This window comes from Pseudomonas sp. Z4-20 (genome assembly GCF_051131955.1).
GTDB classification, from domain to species: domain Bacteria; phylum Pseudomonadota; class Gammaproteobacteria; order Pseudomonadales; family Pseudomonadaceae; genus Aquipseudomonas; species Aquipseudomonas marvdashtae.
The window spans coordinates 417,161-433,952 of the sequence record NZ_CP071641.1 but is presented as its reverse complement, the minus strand read 5'-3'; the positions used below and the strand labels follow the sequence as shown (position 1 = coordinate 433,952).

Below are 16,792 nucleotides of genomic sequence, written 5' to 3'. Positions count from 1 at the left end.
GACAGCGCCTGGACGACCGCAAAGGAAATATCATGAACAGCCGCTTCAAGTCCTGGCGCACGGGCCTGGCGTTGACCTTACCGCTGATTGCACTGCTGGCCGGCTGCAACCGCGGCGAAAAGGTCGAGGAGCCTCAGACTCATGCCCTCGCCACCTACGTCAGCGCGCCCTGGGAGGCACTTCCGTCGGTAGCCGATGAAGACCTGCTGGCCGGCTTCGGCGCCTGGCGCAGCGCCTGCACCCGCCTCAAGGCCGATGCGGCCTGGGGGCCGACCTGCGCGGCGGCGGCCAATGTGCCGCAAACCGCCGCGGCTGTACGCAATTTCCTGAAACAGAACCTCGACGTCTATGGCCTGCGCTCGGGCGAAAACAGCCCCAACGGCCTGATTACCGGCTACTACGAGCCGGTCTATCCCGGCAGCCTCACGCAGACCGCCACGGCGAATATCCCGGTCTACGGTGTGCCTGAAGACATGATCGTCGTGGCGCTGGACAGCCTCTACCCGGAGCTCAAGGGCAAGCGCCTGCGCGGGCGTCTCGAAGGCCGCGTGCTGAAACCCTACGACGACGCCAGCACCATCGAGGCCAACGGCGTGAAGGCGCCGGTCATCGCCTGGCTCACCGACCCGATGAACCTGCAATTCCTGCAGATCCAGGGTTCGGGACGCATCCGGCTCGATGACGGCCGCCAGTTGCGCATCGGTTATGCCGACCAGAACGGCCACCCCTACCGGCCCATCGGCCGCTGGCTGGTGGAACAGGGCGAGCTGAAAAAAGAAGACGTGACCATGGGCACCATCAGTGCCTGGGCCAAGGCCCATCCGGAGCGGATCCCCGAGTTGCTGGGCAGCAACCCCAGCTATGTGTTTTTCAACCGCAACCCCGACAGCAACGAAGGCCCGCGAGGCTCGTTGAATGTACCGCTTACCGCCGGCTACAGCGTGGCGGTGGATCGCAAGGTGATTCCGTTGGGCAGCCTGCTGTGGCTGTCGACGACTCGCCCCGATGGCAGCGCCCTGAACCGTCCCGTCGCCGCCCAGGACACAGGGGGCGCGATCTCTGGCGAAGTCCGAGCGGATCTGTTTTGGGGCACCGGGGACGCGGCCGGGCAACTGGCCGGAGACATGAAACAGCAAGGTCAGATCTGGATGTTGTGGCCCAAGGGCATGGCACTGCCGCAAGTGCCACAGGTGGCGAATGCGGTCAGCGCCAATCCTTGAGGAATGAGCTGACAGTGCAATCCCTTCGCGAGCAGGCTCGCTCCCACAGTGGATCCGGATTCACTGGGATCCACTGTGGGAGCGAGCCTGCTCGCGAAGAGGCCCGCACAAATATCAAATATTCAACAAACAGCCTCAGACCGAAACAAAGAAGAAACTCAGTACCAACCCTACCCCCACGAACCACACCAGCGAACGCAGGATCGCCCAGTCCGCCAGGTAGCAAATGATGTAGAGCAGGCGGCTGGTGATGAACAGCACCGCCAGCACATTGATGGTGACCAGCTCGGCATTGCCGGCCAGATGCGCGACGATCACGGCGGCGGCAAAAAACGGGGCGATTTCAAAGCTGTTCAATTGCGCGGCGTAGGCACGGCGGGGAGCGCCTTCGAGCGAGTCGAGAAAATCCCGGGGGTCGTGGTTATCTTGCAATCTGTATCTGCCGCCGGCCTTGGCGATGCCGATACACAGGTAAGGCAGGATAAAAGCAATCAAAACGCACCACAGGGCTACCGTCATACCGCATTTCCTTATTGAGTTTTATCGAGAATCGAGCGTCAAGCACCGCTAGAGCTTCATCACAGCATGCCAGCCCGCAGGCTAAGAGTCGCGGCCGGCCGAAAGGTTCTTTCAGCTAGCGCATGCCGAAAAGCACCACCACCGTTATACTGCACCCGACCACGCCGCACTCAGTTGCGCATAGATCAATTCCAATAATTCTGCTGCTGCCCGTTCATTCGAACCAAGGCATCGGCATGCGTATGCCTGATCAGAGCGTCAAGACTACAGACAGAGACCTTGCGCATGCCACTCGCCTTGCTTGCTTTGGCCGTCGCCGCTTTCGGCATCGGCACAACTGAATTTGTCATCATGGGGCTGTTGCCCGATGTCGCCCGTGACCTGGCCGTAAGCATTCCCCACGCCGGGCTGCTGATTACCGGCTATGCGCTGGGGGTGGTATTCGGCGCACCGATCCTGGCGATCGGCACCGCGAACATGCCGCGCAAGGCCACGCTGCTGGGCATGACGCTGATGTTCATTCTCGGCAACGTGCTCTGCGCCCTCGCGCCGAACTACGTCACGCTGATGGCTGCCCGAGTCATCACCGCGCTCTGTCACGGGGCATTTTTTGGCATCGGGTCGGTGGTGGCCGCCGGGCTGGTATCACCGAACAAACGGGCCCAGGCGATTGCAATGATGTTCACCGGCCTGACCCTGGCGAATGTGCTGGGCGTGCCGCTGGGCACGGCCTTGGGTCAATACGCCGGCTGGCGATCGACGTTCTGGGCGGTAGCGGTCATCGGCGTGATTGCAGCCATCGCCCAATGGGTGTGGCTGCCCAAGGAAATTCCCATGGACAAGGCCAACCTCGCCAGTGAGTTCAAGGTGCTGGGCAAGGCCAATGTGCTGCTGGCGCTGGGCATGAGCGTGCTGGCTTCGACCAGCCTGTTCAGCGTGTTCACTTACATCGCACCGATCCTGCAGGACATCACTGGCGTGAGTCCCCACGGCATCACCGTCATGCTGTTGTTATTCGGCGTGGGCCTGACGGCGGGGAGTTTCCTGGGCGGACGCCTGGCTGACCGGCGCTTGCTGCCGTCCCTGGTGGGCATGGCGCTGGCCGTGGTGCTGGTGCTCGCCGCGTTCAGCCAGACCAGCCAATCGGTGATTCCGGCGGCGATCACCCTGGTGTTGTGGGGCGTCTTTGCGTTCGCCCTGTGCCCGATCCTGCAATTGCTGATCATCGACCAGGCCCACAAAGCCCCCAACCTGGGCTCGACCCTGAACCAGAGCGCCTTCAACCTGGGCAACGCGGCCGGCGCCTGGATCGGCGGCCTGGTGGTCGCCAGCGGCGCCGACCTCGCCGACTTGCCGTGGACCGGCGCCCTGGTCGGCGGGCTCACCGTGCTGACCGCGCTTTACTTCATTTATCGGCAACGTCACGTCGGCGCGGCGGCAGACCTTGCCGACTGAGGGGCGTATTGGTTTCGCTGCGCACCTGGGCGTGGCTGATCAGAGCAAAGATGAAGCTGCCGCCGATGATGTTTCCCGCCAGGGTCGGCGCGGCGAACACCATCCAGAAGTCCTCCCACGACAGCTGCCCGGCAAACACCAGGTAAGACACCTCGGCCGATCCCACGACGATGTGGGTGAAATCCCCGAGCGCCATGAGGTAGGTGATGAGGACAATGATCCACATCTTGGCGTTCTCCATGGAGGGGATCATCCACACCATGGTTGCGATCATCCAGCCGGAAATGATGCCTTTGGCGAACATCTGGCCGGTGTCGTTCTCCATCACCTTGCGGCCAATCTCCAGAAAGGCCAGGTCTGTGCGCCGGTCAAAGATCGGCAGGTGCAGCATCACATAGGCCACCAGCAAGGTGCCGCACAGGTTGCCCACCAGCACCACGCCCCATAACCGGAACAACCGGCCGAAGTTGCCCAGCGTGGGTTTGCTCATGATCGGCAGCACCGCCGTCAGGGTGTTTTCGGTGAATAACTGCTGCCGCGCGAGGATCACGGCCAGGAAGCCGGCGCAGTAGCCAAAACTGGCGATGACCTTGAAGCCTTCATGGTCCGGCAACCGGGAGTTGAGCAGCCCCATCGCCATCAGCGACAAGCCCATCGTCAAACCGGCCGCCAGGGCCGACCACCACAGGGCGGCGACACTGCGCTCCAGCTCCTGATCACCCTGGGTGCGAATGATTTCATGCAATACCGCCGCCCGTGGCGGCTGGTTGCGGTCGACCTCGTGCTGCTCCTCTGCCGAGAGGTCAGGGGTCTTGCCGTCTTTATGAGTGTCCATACAGCTCCTGAACCGGTGGCGTGATGTACCTACGACACGCGGCGCTCGGAGCTGTTCAGTGGTGCCAGGAAATGACCGGCGCCGGTAATGCCGCCTTCGCGAGCCTGCTCGCGAAGAACACAACGCCGACCCTATTCCACGGTATCGTCCTTAAACTGATCCTTGACGTACTTGATCTCCGTCCGGCCATGGGGCGCGGGCAAGCCGTCTTCGCCGAGGTTGACGAAAACCATCTTTTCCACCGTCAGGATGCTCTTGCGAGTGATCTTGTTGCGCACTTCGCAGGTCAGGGTGATGGACGTGCGGCCGAACTCGGTGGCGGTGATACCCAGTTCGATGATGTCGCCCTGGCGCGAGGCGCTGACAAAGTTGATTTCGGAGATGTATTTGGTGACCACACGCTGGTTACCGAGCTGGACGATGGCATAGATCGCCGCCTCTTCGTCGATCCAGCGCAGCAGGCTGCCACCGAACAGCGTGCCGTTGGGGTTGAGGTCTTCGGGCTTGACCCATTTGCGGGTGTGGAAATTCATGATCACTCCTGAGCTGCAAGCTTTAAGCTACAAGCGGCAAGAAAAGAGCTTTTGCGCTTCTAACTTGCCGCTTGCAGCTTGCAGCTTGTCGCTGCGCACTTGCAACTATCCAGTCAAAGCCAGTTATAATCGCCACCGCTTTACCCGGTCCAGCCTTTGGACCGTTCCCGCCACCTGTCCGAGGGGCGCTGCAGCAGGCTCGACCTGTCAGGCTCGGATGGGGCGTTGTTTGTACGGGGCTCCCCGCACAGGCACTAAACGCACAACGGCGCCCATTCGCATACATTACGAATGGAGGCTCTTCATGAGCGCTGTTATCACGCCTGCTGCTTTTACCGACTACAAAGTCGCCGACATGTCCTTGGCTGCCTGGGGCCGTCGCGAAATCATCATTGCCGAATCCGAGATGCCAGCCCTGATGGGCCTGCGTCGCAAATATTCTGGCGAACAGCCGTTGAAGGGCGCAAAAATCCTCGGCTGCATCCACATGACCATCCAGACCGCCGTGCTGATCGAAACCCTGATTGCCCTGGGTGCCGAAGTTCGTTGGTCCTCCTGCAACATCTTCTCGACCCAGGACCAGGCCGCTGCCGCCATCGCCGCTGCCGGTATCCCGGTATTCGCCTGGAAAGGCGAGACCGAGCAAGAGTACGAGTGGTGCCTGGAGCAGACCATCCTCAAGGATGGCCAGCCGTGGGACACCAACATGATCCTCGACGACGGCGGCGACCTGACCGAGCTGTTGCACAAGAAATACCCGGCCGTGCTGGACAAGGTCCACGGCGTGACCGAAGAAACCACCACCGGCGTACATCGCCTGCTGGACATGCTGGCCAAGGGCGAACTGAAGATCCCGGCCATCAACGTCAACGACTCGGTGACCAAGAGCAAGAACGACAACAAGTACGGCTGCCGTCACAGCCTCAACGACGCCATCAAGCGCGGCACCGACCACCTGCTGTCGGGCAAGCAGGCCCTGGTGATCGGCTACGGTGACGTGGGCAAGGGTTCGGCCCAATCCCTGCGTCAGGAAGGCATGATCGTCAAGGTGTCGGAAGTCGACCCGATCTGCGCCATGCAAGCGTGCATGGACGGTTTCGAGCTGGTTTCGCCGTTCATCGACGGGATCAACGACGGCACCGAGGCCAGCATCGACAAGGCACTGCTGGGCAAGATCGACCTGATCGTCACCACCACCGGTAACGTCAATGTCTGTGACGCCAACATGCTCAAGGCCCTGAAAAAGCGCGCCGTGGTCTGCAACATCGGTCACTTCGACAACGAAATCGACACCGCTTTCATGCGCAAGAACTGGGCATGGGAAGAAGTCAAGCCGCAGGTCCACAAGGTGCACCGCACCGGCACTGGCAGCTTCGACCCACAGAACGACGACTACCTGATCCTGCTCGCCGAAGGCCGCCTGGTTAACCTCGGCAACGCCACTGGCCACCCGAGCCGCATCATGGACGGCTCGTTCGCCAACCAGGTCCTCGCCCAGATCTTCCTGTTCGGCCAGAAATACGCCGACCTGTCGCCGGCCCAGAAAGCCGAGCGCCTGACCGTGGAAGTGCTGCCGAAGAAACTCGACGAAGAAGTAGCTCTGGAAATGGTCCGCGGTTTCGGCGGCGTGGTCACCCAGCTGACCAAGCAACAAGCTGACTACATCGGCGTCACCGTCGAAGGCCCGTTCAAGCCGCACGCTTATAGGTACTGACGGCAGCTGCGAGCTTTGAGCTTCAAGCTGCAAGTGAAAGCGGTTGTTCACTTGCAGCTTGAGGCTTCCTTCTTCATCGCTATTACGCAGCCGCAGGCTGCAAGCTTGAAAGCACAAGAATTCGGCGCACCGTCCTCTTGCAGCTTGTGGCTTGCAGCTTGCCGCTGGGAGCCCCGACCATGTCCCAAGAACGCCGCTACAGCTTCGAGTTCTTCCCGACGAAGACCGATGCTGGGCATGAAAAACTGATCGCCACTGCCCGTCAGTTGGCCAGCTACCAACCCGATTTCTTCTCCTGCACCTACGGCGCCGGCGGTTCGACCCGTGATCGCACGATGAACACCGTGCTGCAGCTCGAAAGCGAAGTCAAAGTCCCGGCCGCTCCGCATCTCTCTTGCGTGGGCGATAGCAAGGATGACCTGCGCAGCCTGCTGACCCAATACCAAGCCGCCGGCATCAAGCGCATCGTGGCCCTGCGCGGCGACCTGCCTTCAGGCATGGGCATGGCCAGTGGCGAGCTGCGTCACGCCAATGAACTGGTTGAGTTCATTCGCGAAGAAACCGGCGAGCACTTTCACATTGAAATCGCCGCGTACCCGGAAATGCACCCTCAGGCGCGAAACTTCGAAGATGACCTGCGCAACTTCGTGCGCAAGGCCAACGCCGGCGCCAACAGCGCGATTACCCAGTACTTCTTCAACGCCGACAGCTATTTTTATTTCGTCGAGCGCGTTCGCAAGATGGGTGTCGACATTCCTGTGGTACCGGGGATCATGCCGATCACCAACTACAGCAAGCTGGCGCGATTCTCCGACGCCTGCGGGGCAGAAATCCCGCGCTGGATCCGCAAGCAACTGGAAGCCTACGGCGATGACACGTCCAGCATCCAAAGCTTCGGTGAAGAGGTCATCACGCAGATGTGTGAGCGGCTGCTGCAGGGTGGCGCGCCGGGCCTGCACTTCTACACGCTGAACCAGGCCGAGCCTAGCCTCGCGGTGTGGAACAACCTCAAGCTGCCGCGCTAGGCACCTCCCGAAGTGCCGGTACGCAAAGGCCCTGGTGAAAACCCGGGCCTTTTTCATGCGCCTTGCAGGCAAAGGGCAACCAACCCGCGAGCCAGAGCGCTCTAGCTATTTGATGAGTTCTCGTCGTAACCTCCGGCCATGCCCGTAGTCGTCCAGTTACTGACAGCCCTCTTTCTCTTGTGCCTGAGCGTCGCCGCCCAGGCCGAGAAGTTGCGCATTGTCACCGAACCCTGGGCGCCCTATGTCTATGAAGAAAATGGCAAGACCTTGGGCCTGGACTATGAAACCACGGCCATCGTTTTCAAGCGCCTGGGCATCGACGTGGAATGGCAACTGCTGCCCTGGAAACGTTGCCTGGCGATGTTGGAGCAAGGGCTGGCGGACGGCGCATTGGACATCTTCCGCAGCGACGAGCGCGATGCCTTGCTGCTCTACCCCAGCGAACCGCTGTCGGATGTGGAGTTCGTCATGTTCTACGCCAACGCGAGGCCCCATCCGTTTCGTAGCCTCGAGGACCTGGACGGGCTGACCGTCGGCACCTCCCCCGGTTATCTGTACAGTCAGGCGTTCAGGGAATCGACCCGATTCAAACAAGAAGCGGCGCCCACCCACGAAGCCAACTTCGGCAAGTTGCAACTGGGCCGGATTGACTTGCTCATCACTGATCGCCGGGTCGGCCGGCATGTGCTCAAGGCGCTACAACTGGGGGACCAGATCACCGAAAGTCCCACGGTCGTGAGCCGCCAAAGCCAATACCTGGCGGTGCGGCGCGGCGCCGGCATGGATCTGCTGGTGCAACGCTTCGGCGCTGAGCTCAAGCGTTTCAAGCATGAGCCCGCCTATGCCGAGCTGAGTGCCCGCTATGGTGCCGGCCCGACGGCCAAGGCGGCTGGGACCGACACGGTGCCGCGTTGAAATACACCGTTGAGCAGCAGGAAAGCGGCGCACGGCGATTGCTCTGTTATACTCCGGCATTCCCGCCAGGCTCACGCCCGGACGCCCGGTCTTGCAAAAGGCATCCCGACACCGCTACAGCGCAGCTTCCAGCCCGCGCGAGCCCTGTCCGGACCCGTCTTCCAGACCCGGCGGGACCGGACGGGATGAGGTCTTCGATTGACCCCATTCGCGCCAGGCAAGACTATCCCTTTGGGCCAGGCCCTCACTAAAAACAGGATTACTCATGTCCTTTGCTTCCCTCGGTCTCTCCGAGGCTTTAGTCGGCGCCATCGAAGCCGCCGGCTACACCCAGCCTACCCCGGTGCAACAGCGGGCTATCCCCGCCGTGTTGCAAGGTCGCGATCTGATGGTCGCCGCACAGACAGGTACTGGCAAGACCGGCGGTTTCGCCCTTCCGATCCTGGAGCGGTTGTTTCCCAACGGTCACCCAGACAAATCCCAGCGTCATGGCCCGCGCCAACCGCGCGTACTGGTCCTGACCCCCACCCGCGAACTGGCGGCCCAGGTACACGAAAGCTTCAAGGTCTATGCTCGCGACCTGAAATTCGTCAGTGCCTGCATTTTCGGCGGCGTCGGCATGAACCCGCAGGTCCAGGCAATGGCGCGTGGCGTCGACGTGCTGGTGGCCTGCCCCGGTCGCCTGCTGGACCTGGCTGGCCAGGGCAGCGTCGATCTGTCCCACGTGGAAATCCTCGTGCTGGACGAAGCCGACCGCATGCTCGACATGGGTTTTGTCCATGACGTGAAGAAAGTGCTGGCCCGCCTGCCGGCCAAGCGCCAGAACCTACTGTTCTCGGCGACGTTCTCCAAGGACATCACCGACCTCGCCGGCAAGCTCTTGCACAACCCGGAACGCATCGAAGTCACGCCGCCGAACACCACGGTCGAGCGCATCGAGCAACGCGTATTCCGCCTTCCGTCCAGCCATAAGCGTGCGCTGCTGGCGCACCTGATCACCACCGGCGCCTGGGAACAGGTCCTGGTGTTCACCCGCACCAAGCACGGCGCCAACCGCCTGGCCGAGTACCTGGATAAGCACGGCCTGCCGGCTGTGGCGATCCACGGTAACAAGAGCCAGAACGCCCGCACCAAGGCCCTGGCCGACTTCAAGGCCGGCGAAGTGCGCATCCTGGTTGCCACCGACATCGCCGCTCGCGGCCTCGACATCGACCAATTGCCGCATGTGGTCAACTTCGAACTGCCGAACGTCGATGAAGACTACGTACACCGTATCGGCCGTACGGGCCGGGCCGGTCGTTCGGGCGAGGCGATCTCCCTGGTCGCGCCGGACGAAGAGAAGCTGCTCAAGAGCATCGAGCGCATGACCAAGCAGAAAATCGCCGACGGCGACCTGATGGGCTTCGATTCCAGCACTATCGAGGCTGAAAAACCTGAAGTGCGCGAGCGTCCGGATGTTCGTAACCCGCGCAACCCGCGTGGTCCACGCGGCGATGGTCCAAACGGCGGCGGCGGTGGCGGCGGTCGTAAAGACAAAGGCAAGGACAAGGGCAAGGAAAAGGCGGCCACCAGCGGTCGCGGCGAACGTCCGGCCCGCGAGCAGAAGCCCCGTGAAGGTACGCCAGCCCGTGAGCAGCAGCGCCCAGCACCGCGCGCCACGGCCGATCGTGCCCCGGATGAGTTCCTTGACGATGATGTCGATAACTTTGGCAACCGTGTCGACTACGTGCCACAGCAGAAACCGGCCCAAGGTCGCGGTCGTCGTCCAGGCGCCCCGGCACCCGGCGCTGGCGCTGGCGCAGCACCACGCAGTGGCCAGCCACAGGGCGGTCGCCAGAACGGTCCGCGCAACAGCAACGGCTCGTCCACCGGCACGCCACCGGCCAAGCGCAGCGGCCCGCGCAATGGCGCTCCGCGTGACGGCCAGGCCCGCCGCGAAGACTCTCGGCCACGCCGCCCGGCCCGTGATGACGACCAGCCTCGCCAGGAACCCGCCGTGCAGAACCCGCGTGGCAGCCAGCCGAAAATCATGCACAAGGAATCGAAGGTCGATCGTTTCCCGACGCCTGAGCAGCTGGATCAACTGCCAAGCCGTCCACGCGGTGAGAAGCCGGCATTGCTGACGCGCAATCGCTGAGTTTTTCCAACGCTTGAAAAAACGCCCCTGGTCGCAAGACCAGGGGCGTTTTTTTGTCAGGCGCGAAAGTTACTTCGCTTGAACACCTTCAAACGTCACGTACAGCTCGACCACGTCGGATTTCGGACCCAGGTCTTTCTGCTTGCCGAAGTCGGAGCGCTTGATGGTGGTAGTGCCTTCGAAGCCGGCACGGTAGCCACCCCATGGGTCCTTGCCTTCGCCCAGGAAGGTTGCCTTGACCACGACCGGCTTGGTCACGCCCAGCAGGGTCAGGTCACCGGTCACATCGGCGGTGTTTGCGCCGGTGGACTTGACACTGGTGGACACGAAGGTGGCCTTGCCGAATTTGCTGGCGTTCAGGAAGTCGGCGCTGGCGATGTGCTTGTCACGCTCGGCGTGGTTGGTGAACACGCTGGCGGTATTGACGTTGAATTCGATCTTGCTGGCTTCAGGCTTGGCGGCGTCGAAGCTGAACTTGCCGTCGATGTCCTTGAAGGTGCCAGTGATGTAGCTGTAGCCCAGGTGGCTGATCTTGAAGTCGACGAAGGCGTGCTGGCCTTCCTTGTCAACCACGTAGTCTGCGGCCATGGCCTGGCCGGCGGACAGCAGGGCAGAACCGATTGCCAGAGCGGCGAGCGTCTTTTTCAACATGCTTTCTATTCCTTTGGAGTCGAGGTTGAACATCAGGCTTGGCGCCCCAGCATGCGCTTGAGGGTCGCGTCACGGTCGATAAAGTGGTGCTTCAATGCTGCCAACGCATGGAGGCCGGAAAAAATTACCAGCGCCCATGCCAGGTAGAAATGGATCTGGCCGGCGACGTCTGCCTGATCAGGCAGTCCGGACACCAGCGCGGGTACTTCAAACAAACCAAACACCGAGATCCCGACACCGTCTGCGGTGGAAATCAGGTAACCGGCGATCATCACGGCGAACAGCCCGAGATACAGTGCACTATGACCAATCCTGGCGCCGACGCGGGTAAGACGGCCATAGCTTTCCAGGGTCGGTGGCGGCGGGCTGACAAACCGCCAAATCACTCGCAGCACCATCACCGCCAGCAGCACCAAGCCAATGCTCTTGTGGATGTCCGGCGCGTCTTTGCGCCAGGTGCTGTAATAATCCAGGCCGACCATCCACAGGCCCAGCGCGAACAATCCGTACACCGCCAGGGCAACGGCCCAGTGCGAAACGATGCTGACCCAGCCATAGCGAGAAGCAGAGTTGCGTAGCTGCATTGCTCATATCCTGTAAAAACTGTGACCAAGACTAGCGAGTTATCTATCGAATTAAAGCGGAAAATTTCGCTTTGAAATATCGAGAAATACGATCATCAGTCTGGGACGAGTGCGTTAAGGAAAGATTAAAGCGAATACATTGCGTGATTACGAGGAGGAGGCAGGAGATCAGGATGACTGGGAGGCCCATCGCGGGCAGGCTCGCTCCCACCGAAGCCTGCATGGGAGGCGATATCGGGTATCCATCAATCGTCTGGTAACGAGCTTGCTCACCGATTGACGTACTCAGACCTGTAAGGATCCATGTCGCATCTATAGGCTAATTGAGGATCATGCTTTTTCAGCGCTATTCGTCCATTAGTACAGCCACCGATACAAAAAACTATCAATGCAACTAAAACCATCAATCTCATATTTCGCTCCAGTTTCTACGAGCCAAAGCCGTCAGTTACTAATTCACTGAACATTGGGGGCTGTATGGATCGAAAGCGCACTTGTACGCCAACTGAGGGTCTCGTTCTGGAATCATGGGAATCATCAGAGGATCCCGACATTCTCCATAAACGCACCCGTACATCGAAACCAATATGACCATCGCCATCAATATTTTCATACTTCGCTCCTGTTTTTCGAGGAGCCTAGACGTATGGCTTGGGGCGCTCTATCGCCTGCTTCCGGTTAAAGGGTGGGAAGTTTCCGATATATCGTCGAGCCCTGTAGGACGTCGGCGTAATGATCGACCCGTGGCGAGGGAGCTTGCTCCCGCTCGGCTGCGAAGCAGTCGTAAACCGGCGGGTGCGGTGTGTCTGATGTTCCGCATCGGGAGGGTTTGGGGCCGCTTCGCGGCCCAGCGGGAGCAAGCTCCCTCGCCACGGGTTTATTGCTTGCCTTAAGTGGACGGCAGCGTTCTTTCCACTTGACGTTACTGAGCCTTGGTCTCAGCAGTCGTTGCCGGTTTGGCGGCGGGTTTCTTCACTGGCTCAGCCTTTTTCACAGGTGCCTTCGCCGGGGCCTTTTTAGCCGGGGCCTTGGCCGCCGGCTTCTTCGCCGCTGGCTTGGCCGCAGCTTTCTTGGCTGGCTCGGTCTTCGCTGGCGCCGGCGCGGGTGGTTCCACCGGCGCTGGGGCTGGGACGGGGGCCGGTGCCGGTGCTGGAGGCGGCGCTACCGGCTCGGGGGCCTTGGCCGGCTCTGGTTTCTTGTCGTCATCCGAGCCGCCGAACAGGTTGCTGAAGAAATTGCCTTTCTTCGCCGCCACCGCTCCGGCGGCAGCTGCTGCGGCCGGGGCGACTTTTGGTGGTTCGAACGACTTGCCCGCCGCCAGGTCTTCAACCTGGCTGGCGGCGCGCTGGCCGCTGCGCAGTGCGCCTTCCAGGGTGCCTGGGTACAGCGCGTCGGTGTGTTCGCCGGCAAAGGCTACGCGCTGCAATGGCTTTTCCCACAGGCGCCAGTATTTGCTGATCTGGCCCGGACCAAACGCCAGGTACGCGCCGCCCATGGCAGGGTCGGTGCTGTAGCGACGGATTTCATAACCGGTGAAGGCGCCGCGCGCCTGTGGATAAAACGCGTGGAGGCGGATCAGCACCTGGTCGACCATCTGTTTGTCGCCGAAGGCCTGCATCACTCGCGCATTGTCGCCGGACAGGTTGATGACCACATTGGCGCCGCCCTTCATGGCCGGCTCGATCCACATCATGCCGAGCCCGGCGTTGCTGTAGATCTCGCCCGACATGCGTGCCTTGCTGTCCCAGACCGGGGTCTTGAACTTGAGCATGATCTGGTCGCGCCAGCCGTAGTTGGTGCCTTTGATCGCGCCAAGGTGCTGGGCATCCAGGGCCGGGGTCAGCTGGATCTTGTTCAGCGCCCGCAAGGGCACGGCCAGCACCACATAGTCGGCCTGGTAACCAACGCTGCCGACCTTGACGGTGACGCCATCCTTGTCCTGGGAAATGGCCGACACCGGCGAGGCGGTCTTGATGGTTTTCAGTTGCTTGACGAACGCCTGGGCCAATACCGGGCTGCCACCGAGCAGGCGCGAGGCGCGCAGGTCACGGTCGGACACGCCGCGATAGACGCGGTTCTGCTGGGCGAAATAAAGCAGCGACAGGCGCGACGGCTCGTCATAGCGCGTGCGGATTTCCTGGTTGACCAACTGTCGGGCGGTGGCCGGCAGTTGCAAACGGTCCAGCCAGTTGGACACGGTGATCTGGTCGAGCGCGTGTAACGTACTGGTCGCCGTCGGGTTCAGTGGGTCGTCGATGGAACGGGCCAGATCATCCAGGGTGGTTTCGTAGCGCTTGAGCGCTTCGGCGGTCGCTGGCTGCTTGGTCGCCAGGTCGGCGGCAGTAAAATAGGTGCCGTCGATCAGGTAGCTGGGGGTACGCACGAATTCCGGCGCCGGCGTAGTGCTCAGCTTGAAGGTCGAAACGTACTTGTTCAGTACCGGCTGGACCTTGTCGTTGCCGATCCACTCGCTGGTGGCCATGCCCGAACGGCCGCCCAGGCTCGGTTTGGCTTCCAGCAGGGTCACGGCCCAGCCCTTGTTTTGCAATTCGTAGGCCGCCGTGAGTCCGGCCAGCCCGCCGCCGATGACGATGGCCGTCGGTTGTTTGTCCTTGGCCAGCGCCGAAACGCTGAACAGCCCTATCATCACCAGCGCACAGGCGCGCAGCCAACCAGCAGACATTCAGCGAACTCCGGAATTACGTAAGAATTTTCGGTTTTTCGAGCCAGTCGGCTCCGGGAACGGCGAAGAATACGTCAGCCATCAAAACGCCGCCAGCGACGTCTATCGCCTCACCGAAACTAGCGCGGACGACACAATGGGTTGTTCCCCGGCCCGCCATTGCATAGGCTTGCGCGATTGTTTTGCCCGCGCCCGCCGCGAGCTGCCTCGAGGAGACTGTACATGGGCCTGAATAACCAGTGGATGCAACGCGACCTCGCGGTGCTGTGGCATCCTTGCACGCAGATGAAAGATCACGAACAGCTGCCGCTGATCCCTATCAAGCGCGGCGAAGGCGTGTGGCTGGAAGACTTTGAAGGCAAGCGCTACCTCGACGCCGTCAGTTCCTGGTGGGTCAACGTGTTCGGCCACGCCAACCCGCGCATCAACCAGCGCATCAAGGATCAGGTCGATCAACTGGAACATGTGATCCTCGCCGGTTTCAGCCACCAGCCGGTGATCGAGCTGTCCGAACGCCTGGTAAAGATGACGCCTGAAGGCTTGACCCGATGCTTCTACGCCGATAACGGCTCGTCCTGCATCGAAGTGGCGATGAAGATGAGCTTTCACTATTGGATCAACCGCGGCCGACCGGACAAAAAGCGTTTCGTCACCCTGAGCAACAGCTACCACGGCGAAACCATCGCGGCGATGTCGGTGGGCGACGTGCCGCTGTTCACCGAAACCTACAAGGCGTTGCTGCTGGACACCATTAAAGTGCCGAGCCCCGACTGCTACCACCGCCCCGACGGCATGGGTTGGGAAGAGCATTCGCGCAACATGTTCGCCGCGATGGAACAGACCCTGGCCGAGCACCACGACACGGTGGCGGCAGTGATCGTCGAACCGCTGATCCAGGGCGCCGGCGGGATGCGCATGTATCACCCGGTGTATTTGAAGTTATTGCGCGAAGCTTGCGACCGCTACGGCGTGCACCTGATCCACGATGAAATCGCGGTCGGCTTCGGCCGCACCGGGACGATGTTTGCCTGTGAACAGGCCGGCATCACGCCGGATTTCCTCTGCCTGTCGAAGGCCCTGACGGGCGGTTACCTGCCGCTGGCGGCATGCGTGACCACCGATGAGGTCTACAGCGCCTTTTACGACGACTATCCGACCCTGCGCGCCTTCCTGCATTCCCACAGCTACACCGGCAATCCGCTGGCCTGCGCGGCCGCCCTGGCGACGCTGGACATCTTCGAAGAAGACAACGTTATCGAAAACAACAAGGCCCTGGCCCAGCGGATGGCGAGCGCCACGGCGCACCTGGCCGACCATCCCAACGTGGCCGAAGTGCGCCAGACCGGCATGGTGCTCGCCATCGAAATGGTCAAGGACAAGGCCAGCAAGACCGCCTATCCGTGGCAGGAGCGCCGCGGCCTGACGGTGTTCCAGCATGCCTTGGAGCGCGGCGCGTTGCTGCGGCCGCTGGGCAGCGTGGTGTATTTCCTGCCGCCTTATGTGATCACGCCGGAACAGATCGACTTTCTGGCCGAGGTCGCCAGCGAAGGTATCGACATCGCCACGCGAGACACGGTCAGCGTGGCGGTGCCGAAGGATTTCCACCCAGGCTTTCGTGATCCAGGCTGATTGCACGCTTTCCCGTGGCGAGGGAGCTTGCTCCCGCTGGGCTGCGTAGCGGCCCCATTCTTGCGATTGCTGCGCAATCGAGCGGGAGCAAGCTCCCTCGCCACAACAGCACTTGACCATGCAGCAATGCGCACCCGTACTTAGAGAACAAAACATGAGACTGTCCCGCTTCTTCATCGACACGCCCCTGAGCCTCGGCGGCCATGAACTGCCCGAAGCCCAGGCCCATTACATCGGCCGTGTGCTGCGCATGGCCGAGGGTGATGCGGTGCAGGTGTTCGACGGCTCTGGCCAGGAGTTTCGCGGCACCCTGGCCGAAGTCGGCAAGAAGCGTGTGCGCGTGCAGCTCGACGAACAATTTGCCGGCCAGGCTGAATCGCCCTTGCGTATTCACCTGGGCCAGGGCCTGTCCCGGGGCGAGCGCATGGATTGGGCGATCCAGAAAGCCACGGAACTGGGCGTCAGCGAGATCACGCCGATTTTCACCGAGCGCTGCGAAGTGCGCCTCAAGGATGAACGCGCCGACAAGCGTTTGCTGCACTGGCGCCAAGTGGCGATCAGCGCCTGCGAGCAATGCGGGCGCTCCACCGTCCCAGTGATTCATCCACCCTTATTGCTGGCCGACTGGTTGAAGCAGACCGCCGCCGAACTGAAGCTGGTGCTGCATCCGGTGGCCGAGCCGCTGGTCAGCCATGCCAAGCCGACAACGCTGGCATTCCTGATCGGCCCGGAGGGTGGCCTATCCGACGCCGAGGTCGGGCAAGCCAAGGGCAACGGCTACCACGCCGCCCGCCTCGGCCCCCGCGTGCTGCGCACCGAAACCGCGCCAGTGGTAGCGCTGGCCGTGGCGCAGCAGTTGTGGGGAGATTTCTGAAGCTGGAAATTTCCCCGG

13 protein-coding genes, 1 pseudogene and 1 riboswitch are annotated in these 16,792 nt (G+C 61.6%); of the genes and pseudogenes, 8 read left to right on the top strand and 6 right to left on the bottom strand.

Translation table 11 applies throughout. The features are described from left to right. Positions 1–32: 32 nt before the first annotated feature. The gene (gene mltA / locus J3P82_RS02130) at positions 33–1,220 is read left to right on the top strand and encodes a murein transglycosylase A (protein ID WP_434560362.1); all 1,188 of its coding nucleotides are present in this window, start codon (positions 33–35) and stop codon (positions 1,218–1,220) included. A 135-nt stretch (positions 1,221–1,355) separates the two neighbouring features. On the opposite strand, the gene J3P82_RS02125 is transcribed toward mltA, so the two are convergent. Continuing rightward, entirely contained in the window at positions 1,356–1,739 is a 384-nt protein-coding gene (locus J3P82_RS02125) for an MAPEG family protein (RefSeq protein ID WP_249877090.1), read from the bottom strand. A 285-nt stretch (positions 1,740–2,024) separates the two neighbouring features. Between J3P82_RS02125 and J3P82_RS02120 the strand changes: the two genes are divergently transcribed. After that, entirely contained in the window at positions 2,025–3,194 is a 1,170-nt protein-coding gene (locus tag J3P82_RS02120) for an MFS transporter (RefSeq protein WP_434560360.1), read from the top strand. Here the strand turns inward: J3P82_RS02120 and J3P82_RS02115 are convergent. Both J3P82_RS02115 and J3P82_RS02110 read right to left on the bottom strand, forming a co-directional pair. Further along, positions 3,145–4,029, bottom strand: a complete 885-nt coding sequence (locus tag J3P82_RS02115; RefSeq protein WP_434560358.1) for a formate/nitrite transporter family protein — start codon at positions 4,027–4,029, stop codon at positions 3,145–3,147. The genes J3P82_RS02120 and J3P82_RS02115 overlap by 50 nt on opposite strands. A gap of 131 nt (positions 4,030–4,160) precedes the next feature. Further along, a complete protein-coding gene (locus J3P82_RS02110; protein ID WP_030137870.1) occupies positions 4,161–4,562 on the bottom strand; it encodes an acyl-CoA thioesterase in 402 nt (133 codons plus the stop codon). A 174-nt stretch (positions 4,563–4,736) separates the two neighbouring features. Then, a riboswitch (S-adenosyl-L-homocysteine riboswitch) is annotated at positions 4,737–4,843 on the top strand. Positions 4,844–4,866: 23 nt separating this feature from the next. Between J3P82_RS02110 and ahcY the strand changes: the two genes are divergently transcribed. The 4 genes and pseudogenes from ahcY (at position 4,867) to J3P82_RS02090 (ending at position 10,353) form a co-directional block, all read left to right on the top strand. Next, positions 4,867–6,276, top strand: coding sequence for an adenosylhomocysteinase (ahcY, locus tag J3P82_RS02105; protein WP_434560356.1), 1,410 nt, complete (start codon positions 4,867–4,869; stop codon positions 6,274–6,276). Between the two features lie 179 nt (positions 6,277–6,455). Beyond that, positions 6,456–7,301, top strand: a complete 846-nt coding sequence (gene metF, locus J3P82_RS02100) for a methylenetetrahydrofolate reductase [NAD(P)H] (RefSeq protein ID WP_434560354.1) — start codon at positions 6,456–6,458, stop codon at positions 7,299–7,301. 138 nt (positions 7,302–7,439) lie between these two features. Beyond that, positions 7,440–8,251 (top strand): annotated as a pseudogene (locus J3P82_RS02095) (substrate-binding periplasmic protein); the annotation flags it as partial. 230 nt (positions 8,252–8,481) lie between these two features. Beyond that, a complete protein-coding gene (locus J3P82_RS02090; RefSeq protein WP_434560352.1) occupies positions 8,482–10,353 on the top strand; it encodes a DEAD/DEAH box helicase in 1,872 nt (623 codons plus the stop codon). Positions 10,354–10,422: 69 nt separating this feature from the next. Here the strand turns inward: J3P82_RS02090 and J3P82_RS02085 are convergent, their stop codons facing one another. The 3 genes from J3P82_RS02085 to J3P82_RS02075 form a co-directional block, all read right to left on the bottom strand. Beyond that, on the bottom strand, positions 10,423–11,004 hold the full coding sequence (locus tag J3P82_RS02085) for a YceI family protein (protein ID WP_305498214.1): 582 nt from the start codon (positions 11,002–11,004) through the stop codon (positions 10,423–10,425). A gap of 32 nt (positions 11,005–11,036) precedes the next feature. Beyond that, positions 11,037–11,588 (bottom strand): cytochrome b, encoded by a 552-nt coding sequence (locus tag J3P82_RS02080; RefSeq protein ID WP_434560350.1) that lies wholly within the window; start codon positions 11,586–11,588, stop codon positions 11,037–11,039. Positions 11,589–12,510: 922 nt separating this feature from the next. Beyond that, positions 12,511–14,271, bottom strand: a complete 1,761-nt coding sequence (locus J3P82_RS02075) for a flavin monoamine oxidase family protein (protein ID WP_434560348.1) — start codon at positions 14,269–14,271, stop codon at positions 12,511–12,513. 222 nt (positions 14,272–14,493) lie between these two features. Between J3P82_RS02075 and J3P82_RS02070 the strand changes: the two genes are divergently transcribed. Together J3P82_RS02070 and J3P82_RS02065 are read left to right on the top strand one after the other, a co-directional pair. Next, positions 14,494–15,900, top strand: a complete 1,407-nt coding sequence (locus J3P82_RS02070) for an adenosylmethionine--8-amino-7-oxononanoate transaminase (protein ID WP_434560346.1) — start codon at positions 14,494–14,496, stop codon at positions 15,898–15,900. Between the two features lie 154 nt (positions 15,901–16,054). After that, the gene (locus J3P82_RS02065) at positions 16,055–16,774 is read left to right on the top strand and encodes a 16S rRNA (uracil(1498)-N(3))-methyltransferase (RefSeq protein ID WP_434560344.1); all 720 of its coding nucleotides are present in this window, start codon (positions 16,055–16,057) and stop codon (positions 16,772–16,774) included. Positions 16,775–16,792: the final 18 nt, after the last annotated feature.